Origin of the sequence: Pseudoblastomonas marina (assembly GCF_014641655.1) — a bacterium.
Classification (GTDB): domain Bacteria; phylum Pseudomonadota; class Alphaproteobacteria; order Sphingomonadales; family Sphingomonadaceae; genus Alteriqipengyuania_A; species Alteriqipengyuania_A marina.
In genome coordinates this window covers 175,662-200,299 of sequence record NZ_BMID01000001.1, presented here as the reverse complement: position 1 = coordinate 200,299, position 24,638 = coordinate 175,662, and the positions used below count along the sequence as shown (strand labels likewise).

25 protein-coding genes are annotated in these 24,638 nt (G+C 65.4%); 19 read left to right on the top strand and 6 right to left on the bottom strand.

Annotated features, from left to right (window positions below; genetic code table 11):
- Positions 1–290 precede the first annotated feature (290 nt).
- From IEW49_RS13200 to rplL, 6 genes are all read left to right on the top strand, one after another.
- Complete coding sequence (locus IEW49_RS13200) at positions 291–425, top strand: hypothetical protein (RefSeq protein ID WP_268235609.1); 135 nt, start codon at positions 291–293, stop codon at positions 423–425.
- Between the two features lie 34 nt (positions 426–459).
- Complete coding sequence (locus IEW49_RS00965; RefSeq protein ID WP_188640926.1) at positions 460–996, top strand: DUF2975 domain-containing protein; 537 nt, start codon at positions 460–462, stop codon at positions 994–996.
- A complete protein-coding gene (locus IEW49_RS00960; protein ID WP_188640925.1) occupies positions 996–1,220 on the top strand; it encodes a helix-turn-helix domain-containing protein in 225 nt (74 codons plus the stop codon). Before IEW49_RS00965 ends, IEW49_RS00960 begins: the two co-directional genes overlap by 1 nt.
- A 108-nt stretch (positions 1,221–1,328) precedes the next feature.
- Complete coding sequence (locus IEW49_RS00955; protein ID WP_188640924.1) at positions 1,329–1,568, top strand: hypothetical protein; 240 nt, start codon at positions 1,329–1,331, stop codon at positions 1,566–1,568.
- A gap of 317 nt (positions 1,569–1,885) precedes the next feature.
- Positions 1,886–2,401 (top strand): 50S ribosomal protein L10, encoded by a 516-nt coding sequence (rplJ, locus tag IEW49_RS00950; RefSeq protein WP_188640923.1) that lies wholly within the window; start codon positions 1,886–1,888, stop codon positions 2,399–2,401.
- 75 nt (positions 2,402–2,476) lie between these two features.
- A complete protein-coding gene (gene rplL / locus IEW49_RS00945; RefSeq protein ID WP_188640922.1) occupies positions 2,477–2,851 on the top strand; it encodes a 50S ribosomal protein L7/L12 in 375 nt (124 codons plus the stop codon).
- Between the two features lie 79 nt (positions 2,852–2,930).
- Here rplL and IEW49_RS00940 read toward each other — a convergent pair whose 3' ends face one another.
- The 3 genes from IEW49_RS00940 to IEW49_RS00930 form a co-directional block, all read right to left on the bottom strand.
- Positions 2,931–3,605 (bottom strand): hypothetical protein, encoded by a 675-nt coding sequence (locus IEW49_RS00940; RefSeq protein ID WP_188640921.1) that lies wholly within the window; start codon positions 3,603–3,605, stop codon positions 2,931–2,933.
- A 120-nt stretch (positions 3,606–3,725) separates the two neighbouring features.
- Positions 3,726–5,474, bottom strand: coding sequence for a cation:proton antiporter domain-containing protein (locus tag IEW49_RS00935; protein WP_188640920.1), 1,749 nt, complete (start codon positions 5,472–5,474; stop codon positions 3,726–3,728).
- A 75-nt stretch (positions 5,475–5,549) separates the two neighbouring features.
- Complete coding sequence (locus tag IEW49_RS00930) at positions 5,550–6,089, bottom strand: acyloxyacyl hydrolase (RefSeq protein ID WP_188640919.1); 540 nt, start codon at positions 6,087–6,089, stop codon at positions 5,550–5,552.
- Between the two features lie 134 nt (positions 6,090–6,223).
- On the opposite strand from IEW49_RS00930, the gene IEW49_RS00925 reads away from it, so the two are divergent.
- A complete protein-coding gene (locus IEW49_RS00925) occupies positions 6,224–7,624 on the top strand; it encodes an MATE family efflux transporter (protein WP_188640918.1) in 1,401 nt (466 codons plus the stop codon).
- Positions 7,625–7,630: 6 nt separating this feature from the next.
- On the opposite strand, the gene IEW49_RS00920 is transcribed toward IEW49_RS00925, so the two are convergent.
- A complete protein-coding gene (locus IEW49_RS00920; RefSeq protein ID WP_188640917.1) occupies positions 7,631–8,479 on the bottom strand; it encodes a mechanosensitive ion channel family protein in 849 nt (282 codons plus the stop codon).
- Positions 8,480–8,693: 214 nt separating this feature from the next.
- On the opposite strand from IEW49_RS00920, the gene groES reads away from it, so the two are divergent.
- From groES to IEW49_RS00900, 4 genes are all read left to right on the top strand, one after another.
- Positions 8,694–8,981, top strand: coding sequence for a co-chaperone GroES (gene groES / locus IEW49_RS00915; RefSeq protein WP_188640916.1), 288 nt, complete (start codon positions 8,694–8,696; stop codon positions 8,979–8,981).
- 51 nt (positions 8,982–9,032) lie between these two features.
- Positions 9,033–10,673: a chaperonin GroEL gene (groL, locus tag IEW49_RS00910; protein ID WP_188640915.1), complete on the top strand. Its 1,641-nt coding sequence runs from the start codon at positions 9,033–9,035 to the stop codon at positions 10,671–10,673.
- A 158-nt stretch (positions 10,674–10,831) separates the two neighbouring features.
- On the top strand, positions 10,832–11,809 hold the full coding sequence (locus IEW49_RS00905; RefSeq protein ID WP_188640914.1) for a serine hydrolase: 978 nt from the start codon (positions 10,832–10,834) through the stop codon (positions 11,807–11,809).
- Between the two features lie 80 nt (positions 11,810–11,889).
- A complete protein-coding gene (locus tag IEW49_RS00900) occupies positions 11,890–12,297 on the top strand; it encodes a baeRF12 domain-containing protein (protein WP_188640913.1) in 408 nt (135 codons plus the stop codon).
- 83 nt (positions 12,298–12,380) lie between these two features.
- On the opposite strand, the gene IEW49_RS00895 is transcribed toward IEW49_RS00900, so the two are convergent.
- On the bottom strand, positions 12,381–12,629 hold the full coding sequence (locus IEW49_RS00895) for a hypothetical protein (protein WP_188640912.1): 249 nt from the start codon (positions 12,627–12,629) through the stop codon (positions 12,381–12,383).
- A 275-nt stretch (positions 12,630–12,904) separates the two neighbouring features.
- On the opposite strand from IEW49_RS00895, the gene polA reads away from it, so the two are divergent.
- From polA to IEW49_RS00875, 4 genes are all read left to right on the top strand, one after another.
- Positions 12,905–15,721, top strand: coding sequence for a DNA polymerase I (gene polA, locus IEW49_RS00890; protein WP_188640911.1), 2,817 nt, complete (start codon positions 12,905–12,907; stop codon positions 15,719–15,721).
- Between the two features lie 52 nt (positions 15,722–15,773).
- Positions 15,774–16,862, top strand: a complete 1,089-nt coding sequence (locus IEW49_RS00885; protein ID WP_229658023.1) for a mechanosensitive ion channel family protein — start codon at positions 15,774–15,776, stop codon at positions 16,860–16,862.
- Between the two features lie 107 nt (positions 16,863–16,969).
- Positions 16,970–18,103, top strand: a complete 1,134-nt coding sequence (locus tag IEW49_RS00880) for a tetratricopeptide repeat protein (protein ID WP_188640910.1) — start codon at positions 16,970–16,972, stop codon at positions 18,101–18,103.
- Positions 18,100–19,263, top strand: a complete 1,164-nt coding sequence (locus IEW49_RS00875) for a tetratricopeptide repeat protein (protein ID WP_188640909.1) — start codon at positions 18,100–18,102, stop codon at positions 19,261–19,263. The genes IEW49_RS00880 and IEW49_RS00875 overlap by 4 nt, the downstream gene beginning before the upstream one ends.
- A 15-nt stretch (positions 19,264–19,278) precedes the next feature.
- Here IEW49_RS00875 and IEW49_RS00870 read toward each other — a convergent pair whose 3' ends face one another.
- The gene (locus tag IEW49_RS00870) at positions 19,279–21,609 is read right to left on the bottom strand and encodes a CDC48 family AAA ATPase (protein WP_188640908.1); all 2,331 of its coding nucleotides are present in this window, start codon (positions 21,607–21,609) and stop codon (positions 19,279–19,281) included.
- A 325-nt stretch (positions 21,610–21,934) separates the two neighbouring features.
- Between IEW49_RS00870 and IEW49_RS00865 the strand changes: the two genes are divergently transcribed.
- Genes IEW49_RS00865 through IEW49_RS00850 form a run of 4 tightly spaced genes read left to right on the top strand, consistent with a single transcriptional unit; the run spans position 21,935 to position 24,634 of the window.
- Positions 21,935–22,642 carry a CoA transferase subunit A gene (locus tag IEW49_RS00865; protein ID WP_188640907.1) on the top strand — a complete coding sequence of 236 codons (708 nt, stop codon included), beginning with the start codon at positions 21,935–21,937 and terminating at the stop codon, positions 22,640–22,642.
- Complete coding sequence (locus IEW49_RS00860) at positions 22,639–23,442, top strand: hypothetical protein (protein WP_188640906.1); 804 nt, start codon at positions 22,639–22,641, stop codon at positions 23,440–23,442. The genes IEW49_RS00865 and IEW49_RS00860 overlap by 4 nt, the downstream gene beginning before the upstream one ends.
- A gap of 1 nt (position 23,443) precedes the next feature.
- Positions 23,444–23,986 carry a nuclear transport factor 2 family protein gene (locus IEW49_RS00855; protein ID WP_188640905.1) on the top strand — a complete coding sequence of 181 codons (543 nt, stop codon included), beginning with the start codon at positions 23,444–23,446 and terminating at the stop codon, positions 23,984–23,986.
- 3 nt (positions 23,987–23,989) lie between these two features.
- On the top strand, positions 23,990–24,634 hold the full coding sequence (locus tag IEW49_RS00850) for a CoA transferase subunit B (RefSeq protein WP_188640904.1): 645 nt from the start codon (positions 23,990–23,992) through the stop codon (positions 24,632–24,634).
- Positions 24,635–24,638: the final 4 nt, after the last annotated feature.

Below are 24,638 nucleotides of genomic sequence, written 5' to 3'. Positions count from 1 at the left end.
CGCACCGATCCCGGTGGCCAGCTGCAGCTTACAAGCGTCGCGATATGGAAAGCCCGCTTCCATCCCTGACACGATTCCCGCGCATGAATCGGTCTTGCTCGAAGCGAGCGGTCGGGAAGCATGTAGGATCTGCGCCCCTGCGGGTCAAGCAAGGAAGGGACACTGGCGACGTCAGAAACCGCACTTATCGCATTACGATAGGCAACATATCGTTTTTCGATATTATCGATTGACAATAAGTGGGGCTCGAATTATTGAATATCGATATCACCTGAACTGGAGATCGATAAATGACCCATACCGCCAACCGTTTCGCCGCCGCCATCGCGGCTCTCTTCATAGTCCTCGGGACCGCGATTCCCGTGGTGACCGTGCCCGCCGATACCGCGGCCGGGGCGATCGCCGCGGCACCGATCCTCGCCTGACCGAATCGCAGCCGCAAAGACCAGAGGAAATTCCATGCCCATCCGACCCAACGACCCCCTGCTCGCGAGCGCGCGCATCGTTATCCTGGTTTTCCAAGCGATCCTCGGCCTCGCCGCGATCATCGTGACCCTCGTCATCCCCGTCGTGATCTTCGGTCGCGATTTCATCCTCGCCGAAATCCGTGAGGAAACCGGGAACGCCGCCGCGACCTTCCCCGTCTGGGACTTGTTGCCCGTCCTCGCCATCGCGCTGGCGGTCGTGGTGCTGGCCTTCCTGTTCCTCGGCAAGCTCCGCGCGATTGTCGATACCGTCGGCGAGGGCGATCCGTTCGTCCCCGTCAACGCCGACCGCCTGACCGCGATGGGCTGGATGATGGTCGCAACCCAGTTGCTCTCGATTGCCGTCGTTCCCTTCATCGTCCGGGTGCAGGACGCGTTCGAGGAGACCAATGCGACCTTCGACACCGATATCGACCTCGGCGGGATCGTGCTGGCGATCACGCTCTTCATCCTCGCCCGCGTGTTTCGCCACGGCGCCGCGATGCGCGAAGACCTCGAAGGGACCGTATGATGCCTGCAGACGACACCGAAGGAACGATCACGGTCAAGCTCGACGACCTGCTCCACGCGCGCCGCATGACACTGACCGAACTCGCCGATCGCGTGGGCCTGACCCTCGCCAACCTGTCGATCCTCAAGACCGGCAAGGCCAAGGCGATCCGCTTCTCGACCCTCGCCGCAATCTGCCGCGAACTCGAATGCCAGCCGGGCGACCTGCTGGGATACGAAGGCTGACGGTTTGCGACCGGCGATTTGCGCCGAACGGATGCAAAATCCGCTTGGCGCGAATCAGGAATAAGGCGATAATGTGGCGGCCAATTGTGGCACAGGAAAAAGACTATCATGAAGAAGATTGCCCTTATCGCCCTCCTCCCCTTCGCGCTCGCGGCCTGCAACGAAGCAGCCGAAGAGCCGGCGGTCGAGGAAACCGCGGCTGCAATCGAAGCCGCTCCGGTCGACACCGTGTCGAGCGACCCCGTCGCCGCCGACCCGATGACTTCGGAAACCGCGGACGAAACGGCCACCGACACGCCGGAAACGGCCGAAACGCCGGAAGCCGTGCCGACCAACGCGCCGGGCTGATCGCCCCCACGAACCATCGTCGCGCTTGACAGGCGGCGAGAAATCCTTAGAGGCCCGCCACCGAATGGCGGGCCTTTTTGTGTCCGGCATTCATCCGTCCGAGACAGCTGCCGCGGATTCATCCGCTTAATCTGCAGCCGAGATGGGAAACGAGATTATCGCAGCCCGCAATTGCATGCGTCGCTGCTACCGGTGCCCGGCACCGCCTCCTTCCCTTCGACAAACGGACTCGTCCCGCGGGCGCCTCGGCGTGCGCGGAACTTTTGAGCCGGTCGCGCAAGGGTTCGCCCCTCGCGGCCATTTGTGAAGGAGTAAGCATGGATCGTTCGCAGAAAACCGATGCGGTCGCTCAGCTGAACCAAGTCTTCAACGAGGCGGGCGTGGTGGTCGTCACCCGCAACCTCGGCCTGACGGTGGCGGAATCCACCGACCTGCGCGCGAAGATGCGGGAAGCCGGCGCGACCTACAAGGTTGCGAAGAACCGTCTTGCCAAGATCGCCCTCAAGGACACCGACTATGCAGGTATCGACGAATACCTGACCGGTCCGACCGCCCTCGCATACAGCGAAGACCCGGTCGCCGCGGCCAAGGCCGTGGTGGAGTTCGCCAAGAGCAACGACCGCCTCGAAGTGGTCGGCGGCTCGATGGGCTCGCAGCTTCTCGACGAAGCCGGTGTGAGGTCTCTCGCCTCGATGCCGAGCCTCGACGAACTGCGTGGCAAGCTCGTTGGCCTGGTCAACGCCCCCGCGACGAAGATCGCGCAGGTCGTCAACGCCCCGGCAAACAAGCTCGCTCGCGTCTTCGGTGCCTATGGCGCCAAGGAAGCGGCATAAGACGTTTTCGCAGCGACATTATCGCCGGCGCGCAGATCGCCGCCGGTGCCAAGCAATCTATCGGAGTGAAATATCATGGCTGACATCGCCAAGCTTGTTGAAGAACTTTCGAAACTGACCGTCCTCGAAGCCGCCGAACTGGCGACTGCGCTCGAAGAAGAGTGGGGCGTGAGCGCCGCAGCCGCCGTCGCGGTTGCCGGTCCGGCTGCCGGTGGCGACGCCCCGGCCGCGGAAGAAAAGGACGAATTCGACGTGATCCTCACCGGCGACGGTGGCAAGAAGATCCAGGTCATCAAGGAAGTCCGTGGCATCACGGGTCTCGGCCTGGGCGAAGCCAAGGCGCTCGTCGAAGGCGCGCCGAAGCCGCTCAAGGAAGGCGTCAACAAGGCCGAAGCCGAAGAAATCAAGGGCAAGATCGAAGCTGCCGGCGGTACCGTCGAGCTCAAGTAAGCTTCTTTCTCGCTTGCGAGATAATGAAAGGGCGGTGCCGCGAGGCGCCGCCCTTTTTGCTTGCCGATGCCGCGCGTGCCTAGCCTGTGGCGGCGTGTGCAATGCGGTATACCATGCGTCCTTCGAACTCTTCCCGCCGGAACACGACATGGTGGGCAGGCAGCCCCTCGCTTTTGCAGCCGTGCAACAGCGGCGCATGGTCCGCCTCAAGCGGGGATTCGGCCAGATATTCGTAGGCCGGGCCGTCGTCCGACACGTAGACGACGGCATGTTCCGCCAAGCCGCCGAGCCGGGCGAGGAAGGTCGCGCTGGTATCGGCCTGCATGTATCCGGACAGCACCAGCATAGTCGTGCTGCGCATGGTGAACTGGGCCGTGTTGTACCGTCCGTTGTGCCACGAACACAGCGGTACCAGATAGCAACTGCCCCCTGTCGCGACCGAACCGTCCGCAGCCGTAGTCATGTGCCCGCCCACGTCGAAGCCCGGATGCGACTTGCCCTTGCCCGGAGCAGGCAGCGGGGCGCTGGCATAGCAAGGCGCGCCGATGCCTTGGCTCAGCAGCAGGCTTTTCCAGCCGGTCACCTTGGTCGGCTTTTGCGGATAGGGATCGGGCGTGCTGCCTCGCACATTGTACAGCTTTGACGGCCCAGAAGTGGTCTTTGCGTAGAACGTGGATTCGACGATCCCGCCCCCCACCGTCTCGACGAAACGGCGCAGTTGCTCCTCCGGCGATTGCAGCATCTCTTCGGTCATCACGGCCTCCTTGCGTTCGTGAAGTACCCAAGGACATCGCCTCGCGGCCGATTCGAAAGAAGCCGGATCGGGTCCGAGACGGATGTTTAAGGCTGCCCACGCCGCGCGGGCCCCCGCGCTTTAGTCGCGACGGGCGTCGCGTTGGGACATGATCGTGTCCTTCTTCGCACGCAGGTCGCCGCTTGCGGTCTGCGCTTCGAGCCGGTCGCGGTCCCGGTCCCGGTAGCTCTCTTCGAGCTCGTCGACGAATTCGGGCTCCATCCCGAGGAAGTCGAGCGCCTCGCGCCCCATCGCAATGGCGGATTCGAACAGCTCGCGGACCATGTAGTCGACGTCGCTCTTGCCCAGCGTCATGACGGTGCGGCGGTCGAAGGCGCGAACCATCAATTGCGCCTGGGGAAAGGCCTCTCGCACGCTCGCCACGAGTTCCGGGGTCACCTTTTCGCCATCCATGCAGAAGGCGATGAGCTTGGTATTGGCCCCGCCCGCCTGGCGCAGGATGTCCATCCGCGTTCCGTCACCGTAATAGACCTTGAAGCCGAACTCCTCGGCTATATCGATCTGGTCGACCTTCCGGTCTATCAGCGTGACCCGCACCTGCGCGCCGATGAGCATCTGCGCGACCGTTTGCCCGAATCGGCCATAACCGATCACGATTGCATGGCTGCCCTCTTCGTGCGGCTCCTCGCGGGTGCGATCGTCGTCCGAGGGGCGCAAGGACTGTTCGATCCTCATCAGGAACGGGGTCGCGACCATCGACAGTGTCACGATCGCGCCGAACAGGCTGGCAATGTCGCCGTCGATCAGGTTCCCCGCCTGCGCCTGGGTGTAAAGCACGAAGGCGAATTCACCACCCTGGCTCAGCAGCAGGCCGAGCGCGAGCGCGCTGCGCCAGCCCATGCCGATCAAGCGCCCGATGCCGAAGATCAGCGCGGTCTTCACCGCGATCAGCGCCAGCGCCATGCCCGCGACGAAGAACGGCCGCTCGGCGATCGCGCCGAGATCGAGCATCATGCCGACGCCGAGGAAAAATAGCCCGAGCAGGATCGAGCGGAACGGCTCGATATCGGCTTCGAGTTCGTGGCGGTAAGGTGTGTCGGCGAGCATCACGCCCGCGATGAAGGCGCCCAATGCGGTCGACAGGCCGAGCCATTCCATCAGCGCGGCGGAACCGGTCACCACGGCGAGGCCTGCGACCACGAACATCTCGCGCTCGCGCAAGCCCCCGATCATGTTGAACAGCGGCCGGACCAGGAACCGGCCCGCCGCAACCAGCCCAAGGCTCGCGGCAACGGTCAACCCGGCCAGCGCCCAGCCCGATGGGCCGGTATCGGCCTGCCCGCCGACGCTGACGCTCAGGGCTACGACGATCGTGATCAGCGCGATGATCGAGAGGTCCTGGAACAGCAGGATCGAGAAGGCGCGTTCGCCGAACGGCGTGTTGAGCTTGCCCCCGCTCTGCAGCATCGGCAGCACCTGCGCGGTCGAGGACAGCCCGAGCGGCAGGCCGAGCGCGAGGACTACGGCCCAGGAATAGGGCGTGGCGAACCAGATGATCGCACTCACCGCGAGCCCGCAGACCACGACCTGCGCCAGCCCGACCCCGAAGATCGCTCGCCGCAACCGCCACAACCGCGCCGGGTTCAGTTCGAGCCCTACGATGAACAGCAGCAGGATGATGCCGATCTCGGCGAACCCGATGAACTCGTCGGCATTCCCCGCGAGTCCGAGCACCTGCGGCCCGACGACCGCACCCGCGACGAGATAACCCAGCGTCGCACCCAGCCCGAGGCGCCGGAACAGCAGCACGAAGAAGAGCGCCGATCCGATTAGGACCAGCCCGTCGCGCATCAGATGGGATTCATGCATGCCGCCGCTCTCCGCCTGTTGCGAACGGGCTTAGCCAGCCGCGCCATGCCGCGCTAGGTCAATCGAAGCGGCCGATCAGTCGAAGCGATAAGACAGCCGTACACCCATCATGTCGATCCCGGGATTCTGCTCCCAGTTGAACAGGCGGGCATGGCTGATGTGAACCCAGCTCGCCTCGGCGGCGACGCGTTCGCTCAACTGGACCCCGACGGCGATCTCGGGTTCGAACAGGACCCGGCTGCCGAGCTCGCGATGCTCGCCGGTGACCGGATCGATCTTGAGGTCGGGCCCGTCATGCACGACCAGGCCGATGCCCGGACGCACGAACACTGGCCCCGCCTCGATCCGCCAGCTCAGCCCCGCGCCCGCAAAACTGGTATCGCCCGCGGTATTGAGCGAGGCGACCAGGTAAGGCTGCGGCTTGCCGAGGAAGGAGAGCCCTTCGGCTTCGCCGAACCGATAGCCGAGCATCACATCGGTGCCGCTCTCGTCGACAGCGAAGGTGAACGGCGTTTCGACTTCGTGCGCGTAGACACCGCCGAAGACTTCCTGCGCGAAAGCCGGAGTGGTGGTGCAGGTGCCGAGCGCCGCGATGGCGAGCCAGAATGATCGCATAGGTCATGGTCCGTCGATGTTGGAATCGCCACACTGTGCGTGTTGCCGCCTTGCCGCAAGCTGAAGCCGATTTGCTGGGCGCATCGGAAACACGCTTTGCTGAGACTGGGTGCTGGCTTAACCGGGCCGGCTGCATGAACGACATCACGCATCTCGATCCCGGCACGAAGCCGTGGCGCACCGAGCTGCGCGAGACCTTCCGTCTCGCCTGGCCGCTGGCGCTCGCCAACCTGCTGCAGATGCTGACCTACGCGATCGACGTGGTGTTCATAGCACGGTTGGGCGAGGAGCCGCTCGCCGCCTCCTCGCTCGCGGTCTCGCTGTTCGGCCTCGTGGTGTGGGGCCTGATGGGACTGACCACCGCCTGCGCACCGATCATCGCCGAGGAACTGGGTGCGCGCGCGCCGGCGCTACGCCCGGTGCGGCGCGCGACCCGCATGGCCCTGTGGCTGTGCGTGGGCACCGGGATCATCGGCATGGGCGTTTGCGCGCTGCTGGTCCCGCTGATGCAGGTCACCGGCCAGCAGCAGGGCATCATCGCTTTGGCGGACGAGTATATGGCGCTCCTCTTGTGGTCGCTGATCCCGATGATCGCGGCGCAGGTACTTCGCGCCTACGTCTCGGCGCTCGGCCGCCCGATCTTCGCAACAGCGATCACCGCCGCCGGGATCGGGGTCAACGCGCTCGCCAACTACGCCCTCGTATTCGGCAATCTGGGCGCGCCCGCACTCGGGCTCGAGGGGGCGGCGATCGCGACCAATATCACCGCGCTGCTCGTCCTCGCCGCCTATATCGTCGCGATCCGGCTCGATCCGCGGCTCCATCGCTACCACGTGTTCGGCTTCTTCTGGCGGCCCGACTGGCAGCGGCTGCGGCAAATCGTCGCGGTCGGCACGCCGATCATGTTCACGATCCTCGCCGAAGCCGGAATATTCGGCGCGGCGGCGTTCCTGATGGGGCGTATCGACGCGACCCAGCTCGCCGCGCACACGATCGCGTTGCAGATCGCCGCGCTCGCCTTCCAGATCCCGTTCGGGATCGGGCAGGCCGCGACGATCCGGGTCGGCTATTTCTACGGCGCGCGCAATCCCGCCGGGATGGGCCGCGCGGGCTGGACCGGGATCGGCATGGCTGCAGCCTTCATGTCGACCACGGCGCTGGCGATGATTGTCGCGCCCGAGCCGTTGCTGGCGATCTATCTCGATCCCTGGGCATCCGAAAACGCCGCGCTGGTCGCCTATGCCGTGCCATTCCTGCTGGTCGCCGCCGCATTCCAGCTGGTCGACGGGGTGCAGGCGGTCGGACAGGGCGCGCTGCGTGGTCTGCAGGACACCCGGGTGCCGATGTGGATCGCGATCTTCTCATACTGGGTCCCGGGCTTTGGGCTGGCCACAGGACTCGGTCTCGGGACCGCGCTTGAAGGCGTGGGCGTGTGGATCGGGCTCGCCACCGGGCTGGTGTTCGCGGCGGTCCTGCTAACCTGGCGCTGGGCGCGACGAGATGCGCTGGGGCTGACCGAGCGCGGCGTGGCCTAGCCCGTCCTACGCGGCGCGCTGCGTGACCTCGCGCTGCGGGTACGGGATCGAGATACCGACGTCGTCGAAGCGCGCCTTGGCCTTCTCGGTCAGATCCCAGGACAGGCCGAGATAGTTCGGGGTCTCGCACCACACGCGCAACCCGATCCCGACCGAGCTGTCGTCGAGCGAATTGACGAAGGTCACCGGCGCCGGATCCTCGAGCACGCGCTCGTCTGCCCGTGCCAGAGCCATGAGTTCCTCGCGCGCTTGCGTCATGCTGTCTTGGTAGCCGATCCCCACGACCAGTTCGAAACGGCGGGTGGGGTGGCGATTGAAATTCACGATCGCCTGGTTCCAGAGCTCGGAATTGGGAACCATCACGAACAATCCGTCGAACTGCCTGACCTCGGTGGTGAACAGGCCGATCTGCTGGACCGTGCCGGTCACCGAGCCAGCGCTGATTCCCTCGCCGACCTTGAACGGCTTTTGCACGAGGATCATCACCCCCGAGGCGACGTTGCTGAGCGTGCCCTGCAGCGCCAGCCCGATCGCGAGCGCCATGCCGCCCAGCGCGGCGAGGATGCTGGTGGTCTCGACCCCGAATTGCGACAGCACGGTCACGAGGACGAGCGCCCACAGCGCGTATTTGACGAGGTTCGAGAGGAAATTGGCGACGGTCGGCTCGAACCTCGGCGAGTTGGTCAGCGCGCGGTGGACCCAGCGCGACACCAGGCGCGCCACAAGCAGGCCGATCACGAGCACGGCGAAGGCACCCGCAATGTCGATCATGTTGAGCTTGAGCCACAGCATGGCCTGCTCGGGAACGCTCATCTCGGCGACGGTTTCTGAGGAGACGGTCGGGGTCGGGTTCATGCGGCGGCCCTTTGAGTTCGAGTGACGGTGACGGCGGCCCAATAGGGTCTCGACCACGCCCTGGCCACCCCACGCCACCGTTCGCCCGACGGCACGAAAAAATTTGCATGAACCCCAGTTGACTCACCGATCGCGCGTTACCAAATGCGGCTCGCTGGCACTCTCCGCCTGGAAGTGCCAACAGAGAAATTCACTCATACGAGAGGTACAAGCAATGGCATTTCGTCCGCTGCATGACCGCGTTCTGGTCCGTCGCATCGAAGCCGACGAGAAGACCGCCGGTGGCATCATCATTCCCGACAGCGCCCAGGAAAAGCCGAGCGAAGGCGAAGTCGTCGCCGTCGGTCCGGGGGCCAAGGGCGAAGACGGCAAGGTGACCCCGCTCGACGTCAAGGAAGGCGACCGCGTCCTGTTCGGCAAATGGGGCGGCACCGAAGTCAAGATCGACGGGGAAGACCTGCTGATCATGAAGGAAAGCGACATCATGGGCATCGTCTCCTGACGATCCGACCGCTTTTCGAAACAACCCAATTCAATTCCAGGAGATAATCTCATGGCAAAGGACGTGAAATTCGGGCGCAACGCGCGCGAAGGCATCCTCAAGGGCGTCGATACGCTCGCCAACGCCGTCAAGGTCACGCTCGGCCCCAAGGGCCGCAACGTCGTACTCGACAAGAGCTTCGGCGCCCCCCGCATCACCAAGGACGGCGTTACCGTCGCCAAGGAAATCGAACTCAAGGACAAGTTCGAGAACATGGGCGCGCAGATGATCAAGGAAGTCGCATCGAAGGCGAACGACGCCGCCGGTGACGGCACCACCACCGCCACCGTGCTCGCCCAGTCGATCGTGACCGAAGGCATGAAGTCGGTTGCCGCGGGCATGAACCCGATGGATCTGAAGCGCGGCATCGACATCGCCGTCTCCAAGGTCGTCGAAGACCTCAAGAGCCGCTCGAAGGACGTTTCGGGCAGCGAGGAAATCGCGCAGGTCGGCATCATTTCGGCCAATGGCGACCGCGAAGTCGGCGAGAAGATCGCCGAAGCGATGGAAAAGGTCGGCAAGGAAGGCGTGATCACCGTCGACGAGAGCAAGGGTCTCGAATTCGAGCTCGAAACCGTCGAAGGCATGCAGTTCGATCGCGGCTACCTGTCGCCGTACTTCATCACCAACCCGGACAAGATGACGGTCGAACTCGAAAACCCGTACATCCTGATCCACGAGAAGAAGCTCTCGAACCTCCAGTCGATGCTGCCGGTGCTCGAAGCCGCGGTCCAGTCGGGCCGTCCGCTGCTGATCATCGCCGAAGACATCGAAGGCGAAGCGCTGGCCACCCTCGTGGTCAACAAGCTGCGCGGCGGCCTGAAGGTCGCGGCGGTCAAGGCGCCGGGCTTCGGCGATCGTCGCAAGGCGATGCTGCAGGACATCTCGATCCTGACCAAGGGCGAGATGATCAGCGAGGACCTCGGCATCAAGCTCGAGAACGTCACGCTCGGCATGCTCGGTGAAGCCAAGCGCGTCACCATCGACAAGGACAACACGACCATCGTCGACGGTGCGGGCTCGGAAGACGAGATCAAGAGCCGCGTCGAGCAGATCCGCTCGCAGATCGAGACGACCTCGTCCGACTACGACAAGGAAAAGCTGCAGGAACGCCTCGCCAAGTTGGCCGGCGGCGTCGCCGTCATCAAGGTCGGCGGTGCGACCGAAGTCGAGGTGAAGGAACGCAAGGACCGCGTCGACGACGCGCTCCACGCGACCCGCGCCGCGGTCGAGGAAGGCATCGTCCCGGGCGGCGGTACCGCGCTGCTCTACGCCACCTCGGCGCTCGAAGGCCTGGCCGGTGAAAATGACGACCAGACGCGCGGCATCGACATCGTCCGCCGGGCGCTGCAGGCACCGGTCCGCCAGATCGCCCAGAACGCCGGCCATGACGGCGCGGTCGTCGCGGGCAAGCTGATCGACGGCAACGACGCCACGCTCGGCTTCAATGCTGCGACCGACACCTACGAAAACCTTGTTCAGGCTGGCGTGATCGACCCGACCAAGGTCGTTCGCACCGCGCTGCAGGATGCGGCATCGGTGGCCGGCTTGCTGATCACCACCGAAGCGGCGGTCTGCGACATTCCCGAAGACAAGGGCTCGGCTCCCTCCATGCCCGATATGGGCGGCATGGGAGGCATGGGCGGCTTCTAAGCCTTCCGCGCCGAATCGCGAACATGAAGGGGCCCGGCGGAGCGATCCGCCGGGCCTTTTTGCATTTCGTCGCAGGAAAGAATCGCCTCGTCGCAGTCGCGTTCTTCCGAGCTGCCTTGTTAAGCAATTTGCCAGCCGGAAGGTGGTAAACGGTTCGTATGACTTGGGGTAAGACGGTAACCGCCCTCGCGGCGGCATTCGCGGCGCTGGTTTCGGCGCCTTCGGCAGCACAGACGCAGATCGACACGCGCTTCGACGACGTGTTCGGCACCGAAGCGCTCGCACCGGTCGATTTCGACAGCAATCTGGGTGCCCGCATCGCCGCAATCGCGGACGGTTCGCGCGGTCGCATCGGCGTCGCGGCGATGGACCTGACGACGGGGCAGACGCTCGGCGTGCTCGACGACCAGTTCTTCCCGCTCGCCTCGACCAGCAAGATCGCCGTCGCGGCGACCTTCCTCGAAGGGGTCGAGCAGGGCAAATGGAGCCTGACCAGCGAATTCCCGCTGCTCTGGCCGCTGCGTTCCAAGGCCTTTTCGACCCGCGTCGCCCCGGTCCGCGAGGGCAAGTACCTCCCCGCGAGCGAGCTGATCGAATTGATGATCACCCGGTCGAGCAATCCGGCCACCGACGCCCTGCTGCGCGTGGTCGGCGGCCCCGATGCGGTCAACGCCTGGATGCGCCGCAACGGGATTTCGGAATTCAGCATCGATCGCGACATCGCGACGCTCGTGCGCGACGACGGTGAATACGATCCGGCGATCAAGGTCGACCGGCGCGACGCCGCCACCCCGCGCGCAATGATCAAGCTGCTGGCCATGCTTCACAATGGCGACGTGCTCACCCCCGTCCATCGCCGCGTGATCCTCGGCGCGATGGAACGCTGTCGCACCGGCACACGGCGGATTCCCGCGCTGATGCCCGCCGGCGCCACGGTCGCGCACAAGACCGGCTCGCTCAACAACACCTCGAGCGATATCGGCTTCATCACCGCGCCCGACGGCCACACCTATGCAGTGGCGATCTACGTCACCGGGCAAGGCAGCCGTTCGAACCGCGAGCGTCGCATCGCCGAGATCGCGCGCGAACTGCTCGACGGCTACGAGGAGGTCAGCCACGCCGCTTACGGCGGCTGATACGGCGACCGATTTCAGCGACAACCCGGTGAACCCTTCGCCGCTTCGCCCGTTGGTGAAGTGATACGAAGGAGTACCCTATGAGATTACCCAAGAACGCCCATGTCGCCGTGGTCGACGGCACCCGTTTCGTGCTGCTGCGCAATGACGGCGCACCGCTCGAACCCAAGCTCGGCCAAGCCGAGGAAATCGACGTCCGCGCGACCAATTTCAGCGCCGGGGTCAAGCACCAGGACGAGGCGGGCCAGCGGATGGGCCGGACCGACCTCAACGAACTCGCGCACGGCGCGGCCGCAGCCGAATGCCTCAACCAGAAGGCGATCGGGAACGAGATCGAGGACCTGCTCGTGATCGCCGATCCCAAGACCCTGGGCGAGATGCGAAGGCATTATCACAGCGAACTGGAAAAACGCCTCGTTGGCGAGATTGCCAAGACCATGACCGGCGAACCGGCGGATCGCATCGCGCAGGCGATCGCCGCCGCCTGATCGAACCGGCCCACCGGCATTTCGCACACAAAAAAGGGCGCGCCGCAATGGCGCGCCCTTCTCTGTTCGTATCGAAACGAAGCTTAGTCGGCCTGAGCTTCGGCTTCGGTTTCGCCTTCGACTTCGGCTTCGACTTCAGCGGCAGCTTCGTCGGTTTCGGCGGCGACTTCTTCGGCACCGGCTTCGATGGCTTCGCCGGTCGCGTCGAGGTTTTCGGCGGTGTCTTCGGCGGCTTCGTCAGCGGTGGTCGCGGCGGCGTCTTCGGTCTGCTCCGAGCAAGCGGCGAGCGAGAGAGCGGCGCCGGCGGCGGCGACGAGAACGAGCTTACGCATAATGATATTCCTTGCAGTCTGTGGACTTCCATCGAGGGTCAGCCCCCAATGGGAGGCCGCGCCGATCGGGCAGCGGCTTCGCGGTCTTAAATAGTGGCGGGAATGTGGCGACGCAAGCCCTATTTTCGTCATAATTGCGACATCGGTCGCCCGATACGGATGGAGCCTTGCAAAATTGCGGCGTCTGGCGAGCGGGCGCAACCTTCGCAAAGCGGCTGCGGACAGGCCACATTTCGCGCGCGACGAACCGCGCGACCGCTGCTAGCACTGCCCGCATGCCAGACAGTGATCAAGCGCAGCAGCACCTCTATCTCGTGGACGGCTCGTCCTACATCTTTCGCGCCTATCATCGCCTTCCGCCGCTGACCAATCCGGAGGGCACGCCGGTGGGCGCGGTCTACGGATACACGACGATGCTGTGGAAGCTCGCCGACCAGCTCGACAAGGAAGACGGTCCGACGCATCTCGCGGTGATCCTCGACAAGGATTCGCAGAGCTTCCGCAACGAGATCTACGCCGAATACAAGGCCAACCGGCCCGAACCGCCCGAGGACCTGCGCCCGCAATTCCCGTTGATTCGCGATGCCACGCGGGCCTTTTCGCTGCCCTGCATCGAGGAGCAGGGCCTCGAGGCAGACGACCTCATCGCGAGCTATGCCGTGGCCGCCGCGAAACAGGGCTGGAACGTCACCATCGTCAGTTCGGACAAGGACCTGATGCAGTTGGTCGGCGACGAGCACGGCGGCACGATCGACATGCTCGACACGATGAAGAACGCGCGAATCGGCCCCGCGGAGGTCGAGGAAAAATTCGGCGTCCCGCCCGGAAAGGTCGGCGACGTGCTCGCACTCATGGGCGACAGCGTCGACAACATTCCCGGAATCTACGGGATCGGGCCCAAGACCGCATCGAAGCTGATCGCCGAGCACGGCTCGCTCGCCGGGGCGCTCGACGCGGCACCCGAAATGAAAAAGTCCAAGCTTAAGGAGCGCCTGCTCGAGGGGCGCGACATGGCCGAGCTGAGCCGCGTCCTGGTCACGCTCAAGGAGGATTGCGACCTCCCCCAGCCGCTCGACGAGATGAAGCTCGACGGCATTCCGCCCGAACCGCTCGGCGAATTCCTCGAGACGCACGGCTTTTCTTCGCTACGCAAACGGCTCGAAACCGCGCCCGCGACGCAGGGCGAGGTCGCGCAGGCAAACGAAGAGAGCGAGGGCGATCGCCAGCCGCTCCCCGAACTGCCCGCATGCAACCGGTCGAAATTCGAAACGGTCCAGACGATCGAAGCGCTCGAGCGATGGATCGCGCGCGCGCGATCCGCCCGCCTCGTCGCCTTCGACACCGAGACCTCGAGCCTCGACGCGATGCGCGCCGACCTGGTCGGGGTGAGTCTCGCGACCGGGCCCAACGAGGCGTGCTACATCCCGCTCGCGCATGGCGGTTCGGACATGTTCGACGAAAAACCCGAGCAAGTCCCGATGGACGAGGCGATCGCGCTGTTGAAGCCGCTGCTCGAGGACGATGCCGTCCTCAAGATCGCGCATAACGGGAAATACGATCTCAACGTGCTCGCGCGGCACGACATCCATGTCACGCCGCTCGACGACACGATGGTGATCAGCTTCGATCTCGACGCCGGGCGCGCGAGCGAAGGGATCGGCGGCGGACACGGGATGGACGAGCTCGCGCAGCGCCATCTCGGCCACGAATGCATTCCGTACAAGCAGGTCTGCGGGACGGGCAAGAAGGCCATCCCCTTCGGCGAGGTCGCGCTCGACAAGGCGACCGAATACGCCGCCGAGGATGCCGACGTGACTTGGCGCCTCCACCACTTGCTCAAGCCACGCCTCTCAGAGGAAGGCGGCACGCGGATCTACGAACGCGTCGATCGCCCGCTGATCCCGGTGGTCGCGGGCATGGAGCGCGAGGGCATCAGGGTCGATCGCGAACGGCTCGCCGAGCTGTCGAAAAGCTTCGCCGAGACCGTCGCCGGGCTCGAAAAGGAAATCCATCGGCTCGCGGGCGGGGAGTTCACCGTCGGCAGCCCCAAGCAGCTGGGCGACGTGCTGTTCGACAAGCTCGGCTACAAGGGTGGGCGCAAGGGCAAGAGCGGGCAGTATTCGACCGATCAGACGATCCTCGAACGGCTCTCGAACGAAGGTGCGGACATCGCCGACAAGGTGCTCGAATGGCGCCAGCTGACCAAGCTCAAATCGACCTACACCGACGCGCTGCAGGAGGCGATCAATCCCGATACCGGTCGGGTGCACACGAGCTACAGCCTCGTCGGCGCGCAGACCGGGCGCCTGTCGTCGACCGATCCGAACCTCCAGAACATTCCGATCCGCACCGAGATCGGGCGCCAGATCCGCCGCGCCTTCGTGCCTGAAAAGGGCAATGTCATCCTCGCCGCCGACTATTCGCAGATCGAATTGCGGCTCGCCGCGCACATGGCCGACGTCGCGCCGCTCAAGGAAGCCTTCCGGGCGGGCGAGGACATCCACAATCGCACCGCCGAGGAAATGTTCGGCAACGTCGATCGCGACAACCGCGCCAAGGCCAAGACGATCAATTTCGCGATCCTCTACGGCATCTCGCGCTGGGGCCTGGCAGGTCGCCTCAAGATCGAGGCCGACGAGGCACAGGCGCTGATCGACACCTATTTCGCGCGCTTCCCGGGCATCCAGAAGTTCATCGTCCGCACCCTCGAGAGCGTGCGCGAGAATGGCTATTCGGAGACCCTGTTCGGTCGCAAGACGTGGTTCCCGCGGATCAATGCGAAGAACCCGAACGAACGCGCCGGGTCCGAGCGCGCCGCGGTCAACGCGCCGATTCAGGGCACCAGCGCCGACATCATAAAGCGCGCTATGGTGCGGATGGTACCGGCCCTGCGCGAGGCCGGCCTCCACGACACGCGCATGCTGTTGCAGGTGCACGACGAACTGGTGTTCGAATGCCCCGAGGCGCAGGCCGAGGAAGCGGGCAAGGTCATAGCGCGCGTCATGTCCTCTGCCGCCGAGCCCGCCGTCACGCTCGACGTTCCGCTCGATATCGAGGTCGGCATCGGGCCGAGCTGGGACGACGCGCATTGACGCGACAGGTTCCGACTGTTGCATTGCCGGGCCTGCGCGTTAGGTCCCGGGCATGATGCAGACGATCCGCCAACAGCTCGAGCTCCTGCCCGACCAGACCCAGGACTGGCTCGTGGCCGCGCTGGCGGCGGGGCTGGCGGTCCTGCTCGCCCTGGTCATCCATCGCATCCTCCTCAAGGGACTGCGCAAGATCGTCGAACAGAGCGAAAGCGAGAGCGACGACGTGCTGGTGCGCAACATCGCCCGTCCATCGCGCTATGCGATGGTCGCGCTGGCGCTGGTACTGGTCGCGCGCGAAGTGCCGATGCTCGAGACGGTGTGGGACAAGATCGCCGGCTTCGTGATGCCGCTGATCGTAGGCTGGATGGTGCTCGCGGTGTTCCGCGCGCTGATCCATGCGGCCGAGGAGCGCGGCGGGGGCGACATTGCCTTCGATATTGCGGCACGCCGCCGCCGGACCCGGCTGACGATCATCTCGCGGCTGGTCTCGGCAATCATCATCTTCATCACCGTCGGGCTGATGCTGCTGTCGATCCCGGGGGTGCGCGATATCGGCATCACGCTGATGGCCTCGGCCGGTCTCGCCGCCCTCGCAGTCGGCGCCGCCGCGCAGCCCGCGCTCAAATCGCTGATCGCGGGGATCCAGATGGTGCTGACCGAACCGATCCGGATCGGCGACATGGTCAAGGTCGACGGACATGTCGGGCGGGTCGAGGAGATCCGCATGAACTTCGTGCTCGTACGCACTTGGGACGAACGGCTGATCGTAGTCCCGACCGCTCAGTTCTTCGACCAGAGCTTCGAGAACTGGTCGCGCGGCAGCGAGATGCTGACCGGGCCGGTTTACCTGCATCTCGACCCGGCGAGCGAGGTCGACCCGATCCGCGCGGAGCTCGAGCGCTATGTCGAAGGCCACGAGCTGTGGGACGGTCGTACCGCCGCCATGCTGATGACCGAGGCTTATCCCGAAAGCATCGAATTGCGCATCGCCGTCAGCGCGGCGACCATTGGCGATCTTTGGAACCTGCGTTGCGCGGTGCGCGAGCACATGCTCGACTGGATCCGCAACAACCAGCCCGACGCGCTGATCCGCCATCGGCTCGAAGTGCCGCGCGGCCACCCCAAGGCCGGAGAGCCCTGATCCGGAGCACCGGAGGACCCTTCCAGAGAGGCGGTGCGACGACCGTCCGAACGCTCCTGTGCGGCCTCTTCCTCCTGTTCTCGTTGCTCTCCGCGCCGACGTCGGCGGTGGCGAAGGATCGATGGCCGATCGACCGCGCGCTCTCGCAGCGGATCCTGGTGATGTCGGACACCTACATGCTGGCCGAACTCACCGTGCTGCTCGCCGATGTCGACAGCGAGATTGCCAAGTGTTCGGCGCGTCATCGCGATCTCGAACCGTGCCAGGACCTGATCTTCTATGCCGCAGCCCTTTCGGCGCGGACACTGGAGACACCGGCGCAAATCCAGCGGCGCTTCCAGCGGGCGATCGTGCTGGCAGAGCGCCTGTACGGCCCACTCAGCGACGAGTTCACGATCGAATTGATCGATCATTTGGCAACGCACTACCAGTCGATCGGACGCGACGACCTGGCCGAACCACTCGAGCGCTTGGTCCTCGAACGCCGCGAGCGCATCCGCAGCCCGCATCTCATCGCGGCGACGGGCGATCTGGGATCACTCCTGATGCGCAGGGGAAAATACAGGGAGGCGCGCGCGCTGCTCGAACGATCGAACGAACTCGCACTGGCCGCGGGCCCCGGCGAACGACTCAATTATGTTGTCGGCCTGGCCAATCTTGCCCAACTCGAATACCGGGCGGGCAACTTCGCGACGGCCGACCGCCTCTACGAACAGGCCTGCCCAATTCTCGTTCGCGAACTGACCGGCAGCACGGCCGAACTCACCTGCTGGCTCGACATCGGGATCCTGACGATGGAGTACCGCACGATCGCGGATGCCCGAAAGCTTTTCGAGGTCGCGCTCGCCCGGTCCACCGCCGTACTCGGGGCAAAGAATCTCTGGACGCTTAATGCGCGCAGCATGGCCGCCAAGGCGGCGAGCATTGAGGGCGACGAGCAGCGCGCGGAAGCCCTGTTCAGCGACAACCGGGCCGCGCTGGCCGATGCCCCGCCGACGACGCCTGCCTCGCAGCGAGGTCCGATCTATTTCGAGGAGGGGGCACATTACCTCCGCCATGCGAAGCAGCTGGCGCGAGCCCGCACGCTGCTGCGCCGGTCGACCGAGGAATTCCTCACTGCGATGGCCGGCTTCCCCGAATATGATGGCGAGGCGCGCAAGGTCATGCAGAAGGCGCAGCCGGCCTTTCTCGCGACCGTCGCAGCAGACTGGCGATTGGCGAAAGGCCCGGGCGCACGGTGATCGGGATGCTCGCCGCGCTGGCCCTCGCGTCGGGTACGCCCGGCCAAGTCGCGCGCTGGGAAATGCCGCCCGAGATATATGCCGCGATCGATGAGGCCGGCGAGTCCCCCGACCTCGCTACGCTGCGTGCGCTACTCGCGCGGATCGACGCCGAAGCCGAACGCTGCGAGCGGATCGAGGCCGACAAGACGGTATGCGAGGAACCGTTCAACCTGTCCGCCGCCCTCTCGGGCGAGGCGCTGCTCGATGCAGAACAGGTCGGCGCGCGATATGAGCGCGCGATCGCGGTTGCCGAAGCGAAGCATGGGCCTGTCGCCGAGACCCCGATCCACCTTCACCGCACCTACGGGCTCTACCTCGCGCGGATCGGTCGGGCGAAGGCGGCGGAGGATCGCCTGCGGCTCGTGGTCGAGCGCTCTGCCGGGCTCGACGCGATGATCGAGATGAGCGCGCTCGGCCACCTTGCTGTGCTGATGCTCGGCCTGGGCCGGCTCGACGAGGCCGAGGCCTATTTAGCCCCGGTGCTCGCCTTCATCGCGGACGGCGAATGGCGGCAGAACCCGTTCGCGATCTCGGTCAGGAGCACCGAAGCCGCGCTCGCCGCCGCGCGCGGCGACCATGACGAGGCAGCGTCACTCTATGCCGACACCTGCGTGGCGATGTACCGGACGATGGGCGAAACCTGGGGCGTCGCGACCTGCTCGCTCGCCTGGGGGCAGTCGTTGATCGAGATCGGTGACCTCGAGCGGGCCGAAGGCGTCTTGCGGATCGCAACCGACGCGCACGACGAGCTAATGGGGCCCGAACACGTGAATTCGCTGCTCGCCCGCGCGCAGGCCGCGCGCGTGCTTTCGCTGCGCGGAAAGGAGGCGGAGGCCGACGAACTCTTCGCCCGCAATCGCGCGCTCTTGGCGAGCGCCCCGCAATCGTTTCCGGCGGAATTGCGGACCTTGCTCTATCGGCTCGATGCCGCGCCGCTGGTGCGCGAACAGCGCGCGTTGCCACTCGCGCGGAGCCTGTTGATGTCGGCGCAGCAAGCCGCACTCGAGGCAATGGCGATGACCGGTGCGGCCGACGCGCTCGCGCGCCGGAGCCTCGAAAGCGCACGTCCTGCCTTCCTGCTTCGGGTCGAGGCCAGCTGGCGGCTGGCGAACCGCTAACCGCACCAGAACGCGCTATTCGATCCCGGGCGGGGTCGGGTTCGGATGCTTCTCGTCGCGTTCGGGTTCGAGCGTGTCGGGCCAGACGAAGCCGATCGGACGCACCGCGTTGGCGCGCTTCTTCAGTTCGCCCTTCATCTTCGAATATTCCTTCTCCATCTGCGCGGTGACGGTGGCGCGCGAATCCTCGAGCGCCTCGGCGAAGTTCTCCGCGGTCACCTCATTCACCTCCGAGCCTTCCTTGCGGATCGCGATCAGGCCGGCGCGGCGGACCACGTCTTCGAGATCGGCCCCGGTGAAGCGCGCGGTCTTCCTGGCGATCGCGGCAAGATCCACATCCTTGGCGAGAGGCATCTTCTTGGTGTGGATCCTGAGAATGTGCTCGCGTCCCTCGAGGTCGGGCGGGCCGACATAGACCAGCTCGTCGAAGCGCCCGGGGCGCAGCAGCGCGGGATCGACCAGCGTCGGGCGATTGGTCGCGCCGACCACCACCACCGACTGCAATTCCTCCATCCCGTCCATCTCGGCGAGCAGCGTGTTGACCACGCGCGCAGTGACCTGCGGTTCGCCGCTCCCGCTGCCGCGCGCGGGCACGAGGCTGTCGATCTCGTCGATAAAGACGATGCAGGGCGCCACCGCGCGGGCACGGGCGAACATGCGGGCGATCTGCTGCTCGCTCTCGCCGTACCACTTGCTGAGCAGGTCCGAGCTCTTCATCGAGATGAAATTGGCCTGCGCCTCGCGCGCCGCGGCCTTCGCCAGCAGGGTCTTGCCGGTGCCGGGCGGGCCGTAGAGCAGCACGCCCTTGGCCGGACGGATGCCGAGCCGGTGGAAGCTCTCGGGATCCTTGAGCGGCAGTTCGACGGTCTCGCGCAAGCGGTCGGCCGCCTCGTCGACCCCGCCGACATCCTTCCAGCCGACCTGCGGGACCTGGACCATCACCTCACGCATCGCCGAGGGGCTGACGCGCTTCAGCGCCTCGAGGAAATCGTCGCGCTCGACCTGCAGCTTCTCGAGGACGTCCTCGGGGATCGCCTGCGCCTCGAGATCGAGCTCGGGCATGATCCGGCGGACCGCTTCGATCGCCGCCTCGCGCGCGAGCGCGGCAAGGTCGGCGCCAACGAAACCATGCGTCCCGCGCGCCAGCTCGTCGAGATCGACTTCGTCGCCGAGTGGCATGCCGCGGGTGTGGATCGCGAGGATTTCGCGGCGCCCGTTCTCGTCGGGCACACCGATAACGATCTCGCGATCGAAGCGGCCGGGTCGCCGCAGCGCCTCGTCGACCGCATCGGGGCGGTTTGTGGCTGCGATCACCACGACGTTGGCGCGGTTCGACAACCCGTCCATCAGCGTCAGCAACTGGGCGACGAGGCGCTTTTCGGCTTCGCCCTGCACTTGGTCGCGCTTGGGGGCGATCGAATCGATCTCGTCGATGAAGACGATGGCGGGCTGGCTGCGCGCCGCCTCCTCGAACACGTCGCGCAGGCGCTTTTCGCTCTCGCCATAGGCCGAGCCCATGATTTCGGGACCGTTGATGGTGAAGAACGCCGCTTCACTCTCGTTCGCGACCGCCTGCGCGAGCCGGGTCTTGCCGGTTCCCGGCGGACCGTGGAGCAGCACACCCTTGGGCGGATCCACGCCGAGCCGGGTGAACAGCTCGGGATAACGCAGCGGGAGTTCGACCATCTCGCGCAATTGCTGGATGGTCTCCTCCATCCCGCCCACATCGTCGTAATTGACCGCCGCGCCGGGGCCCTGCGCTTCGGCGAACTCTGTTCGCAATTCGACTTCGGTCGTCTCGTCGATATGGACCACGCCGCGCGGTGCGGTCGACACCACGGACAGGCGGATCTCGGTCAGCGCGAAGGCCGGCGCGTTGACCATCCGCGCGAGTTCGGGGGGCATGTTCTGCACCGGCTGGCGGCCACGCGTCGCGACCAAATCGCCGGTCAGCAAGGGACGACCGAAGAAATTGCGTTTCAATGCCTCGCCTGGCCCCTGGAGCTTCATCTCGCGCTGGGCGGGAGCGAAGATCACCCGCTTGGCGGGACGCGATTCGACCTTGCGGATGGTGACGTGGTCGCCCGCACGCGCCTCGGCATTCGAGCGCTGGAGACCATCGAGCCGGATCACTTCGAGCCCCTCGTCGTCGGCATAGGGCGCAAGCACGCGTGCGACGGTAGTATCCTTGCCCTCGATCTCGATCACGTCGCCTTCGGTGACTCCGAGCGCGCTCATCGCCGAGCGCGCGATGCGGGCCATGCCGCTGCCGCTTTCCTCCTGCTTGGCGTTCGCGACCTGTAGTTTGACGGTCTTCTCTTCGACCGCCCTCTTCGCATCCGCCATGGAAAGCCCGCTCCGTTATCGTTCTCGTTTGCCGGGGAGAGCTAGGAACGCCCTCCCTCCAATGCAAATGAACGAGCCAGGCAAAGGTGCCTTGGGGGCCCTGCAGTTCCAGCGAGCGAGCAAGAAAAAAGCCCGGGAGCCGAAGCTCCCGGGCTGGGAAGTTTTGGGAGAGGATGCCTAATAGGCGCAGTCTTTATGTGCGGTGCAGCAAATTTGTGCAAGTGCGAAATGCGGGCCGCGTGTTGCGTCTTGCGCAACACTCCGCCGCGGAATGCCCACAATTCGACCCGTGACAATCGCGTTCGTGCCGCTTAATCCGCGCGGCATGCAGAAACTCTATCCCGATGCCGCCGCCGCCCTCGAAGGATTGCTCGAAGACGGCCTGATCATCGCCGCCGGGGGCTTCGGCCTGTGCGGCATTCCCGAACGCCTCCTCGACGCGGTGCGCGACAGCGGGGTCAAGGACCTGACCTTCGCCAGCAACAATGCCGGAATCGACAATGAAGGCATCGGCAAGCTGCTGCGCACCAAGCAGGTCAGGAAGATGATCTCCTCCTATGTCGGCGAGAACAAGGAGTTCGAACGCCAGTTTCTCGCCGGCGAACTCGAAGTCGAATTCTGTCCGCAGGGAACGCTCGCCGAGCGCATGCGCGCCGGGGGCGCGGGCATCCCCGCCTTCTTCACCAAGACCGGGGTCGGAACGCAGGTCGCCGAGGGCAAGGAAGTTCGCAGCTTCGACGGCGAGGACTATGTGATGGAGCGGGGCATCTTCGCCGATCTCGCACTGGTGAAGGCATGGAAGGCCGACGAGACCGGCAACCTCGTGTTCCGCAAGACCGCACGCAATTTCAACCAGCCGGCCGCGACCTGCGGCAAGGTCTGCGTGGTCGAGGTCGAGGAAGTGGTGTCCGCGGGCGAACTCGATCCCGACTGCATCCACCTGCCGGGCGTCTACGTCCAGCGGATGATCGTCGGCGCGCCTTACGACAAGAAGATCGAGTTCCGCACCACGCGCGAGCGCGCCGAGGCTTGATCCGCGCGGGCCGCCTCGGTCTGGCGACGCTGCTGGGGGCCGCCCTGTCGGGCTGCGTCGCGGCGGCGATCCCGGTGCTGGCCGGCGGCGCGATCGCCGGGTCCACCGCGCGCGGCGGCACCGCGAAGACAGCACCCGAGACGGTTGCCACGCGACCGACGCCCCCCGACACGACGGCCACTCGCGCCGCGACCGGCCTCGAGGCGTCGACACCCCTCCCGCTACAGGCTGCGCTGTCGGGGCCGACGCCCTACGACGCGTTCGTGGCCTACGCGCTGGCCGAGGCGCGTGCCTACTTGCCCAACGAGACCCGCCGCTCGACCGTGCTGGCGAATCCCGACGCGCTTTCGCCCGAGACGCGCGCCTGCGCCGACCAGGCCCCCGCCGTGATGATCGATCTCGATCCGCAGGACGAGGTGCTCGATCCGGATGCGGTGGCGAAAATCGCGGTCGAGCTTGCGCCCGCGCTGTCGCGACTGCGCGCCAAGGGGCTGACGATCGTGTGGCTGAGCGGTGCCGACCGCAGCCGGACCGAGGCGATCCGCCAGCTGCTCGCGCGCACCATGCTCGATCCGGCAGGGCGCGACGTGCTCGCATTGCCCGCGCCGAGCGAACGCAAGCAGGGCCTTCGCCGCCGTCTCGGCGAGGAATTCTGCATCGAGGCGATCGCGGGCGACCGACGCGCCGATTTCGACGAGCTTTACGGTTTTCTGCGCGACGAAAGCGCGGCATTCGCACTCGAACCGCTGATCGGCCAAGGGTGGTTCCTAGTTCCCCCGGTGCTCGCGGAGGGAGACTGACATGCGATATCTGATCCTCGCCATTGCAATGCTGCCGCTGGCGGCGTGCTCGACCAGCACATACAACACCTACGAGGCGGCACCGGCTACGCCCCGCACCGAAGCGCCCGCGGCCGACGTCGCAGCGATCGATGCGCTGCTCGAAGATGTCTACGGCGTCATCAGCGGCCCCGTCGGCCAATCGCGCGAATTCGACCGGATGCGCTCGCTGTTCACCGCCGATGCGCGTCTCTCCTCGATCGGGCCCGATGGCGTTTCGGGCGGGACGGTCGACGATTACATCGCGCGCAGCGGCCCGTTCCTCGTCGAGCGCGGCTTCACCGAACGCCAGCTTTCGCGGCGAATCGAGGTATGGGGCGACCTCGCCCATGCATGGTCGTCCTACGAAGGCACATTCACCAATCCCGACGGCACGCCTGGCAGCGTGCGCGGGATCAATTCCTTCCAGTTCGCCCGCATCGACGGGATTTGGAAGGTACAATCGATTTTCTGGCAGGCGACCGGCCCCGGCCGCGCGCTGCCGACTGACATGAGCGGAGAGTAATTCATGCCCTGGGATCGCAATCAAATGGCCGCGCGCGCCGCGCAGGAGCTCGAAGACGGCTATTACGTCAATCTCGGCATCGGCATCCCCACGCTGGTCGCCAACCACATACCCGAAGGGATGCACGTAACGCTGCAGAGCGAGAACGGCATGCTCGGCATCGGCCCCTTCCCCTATGAGGGCGAGGAGGATGCCGACCTGATCAATGCCGGCAAGCAGACCATCAGCGAACTGGAGCACAGCGCCTATTTCGACAGTGCGCAGAGCTTCGCGATGATCCGCGGCGGGCATATCGACCTGACCGTGCTCGGCGCGATGGAAGTCGCCGAAAACGGCGACATCGCCAACTGGATGATCCCGGGCAAGATGATCAAGGGCATGGGCGGGGCGATGGACCTCGTCGCGGGCGTCAAGAAGATCATCGTGGTGATGGATCACACCGCCAAGGACGGTTCGCCCAAGTTTATCCCCGAATGCACGCTGCCGCTCACCGGCACCAACGTGGTCGACATGATCGTGACCAATATGGGCGTGTTCCGTCGCAAGGATCACGACAGCAAGTTCCAGCTGATCGAACTCGCGCCCGGCGTGACCGAGGAGGAGATCGCCGCGGCGACCACCGCCGAGTACGAGGTCGCTCTCGGCTGATATT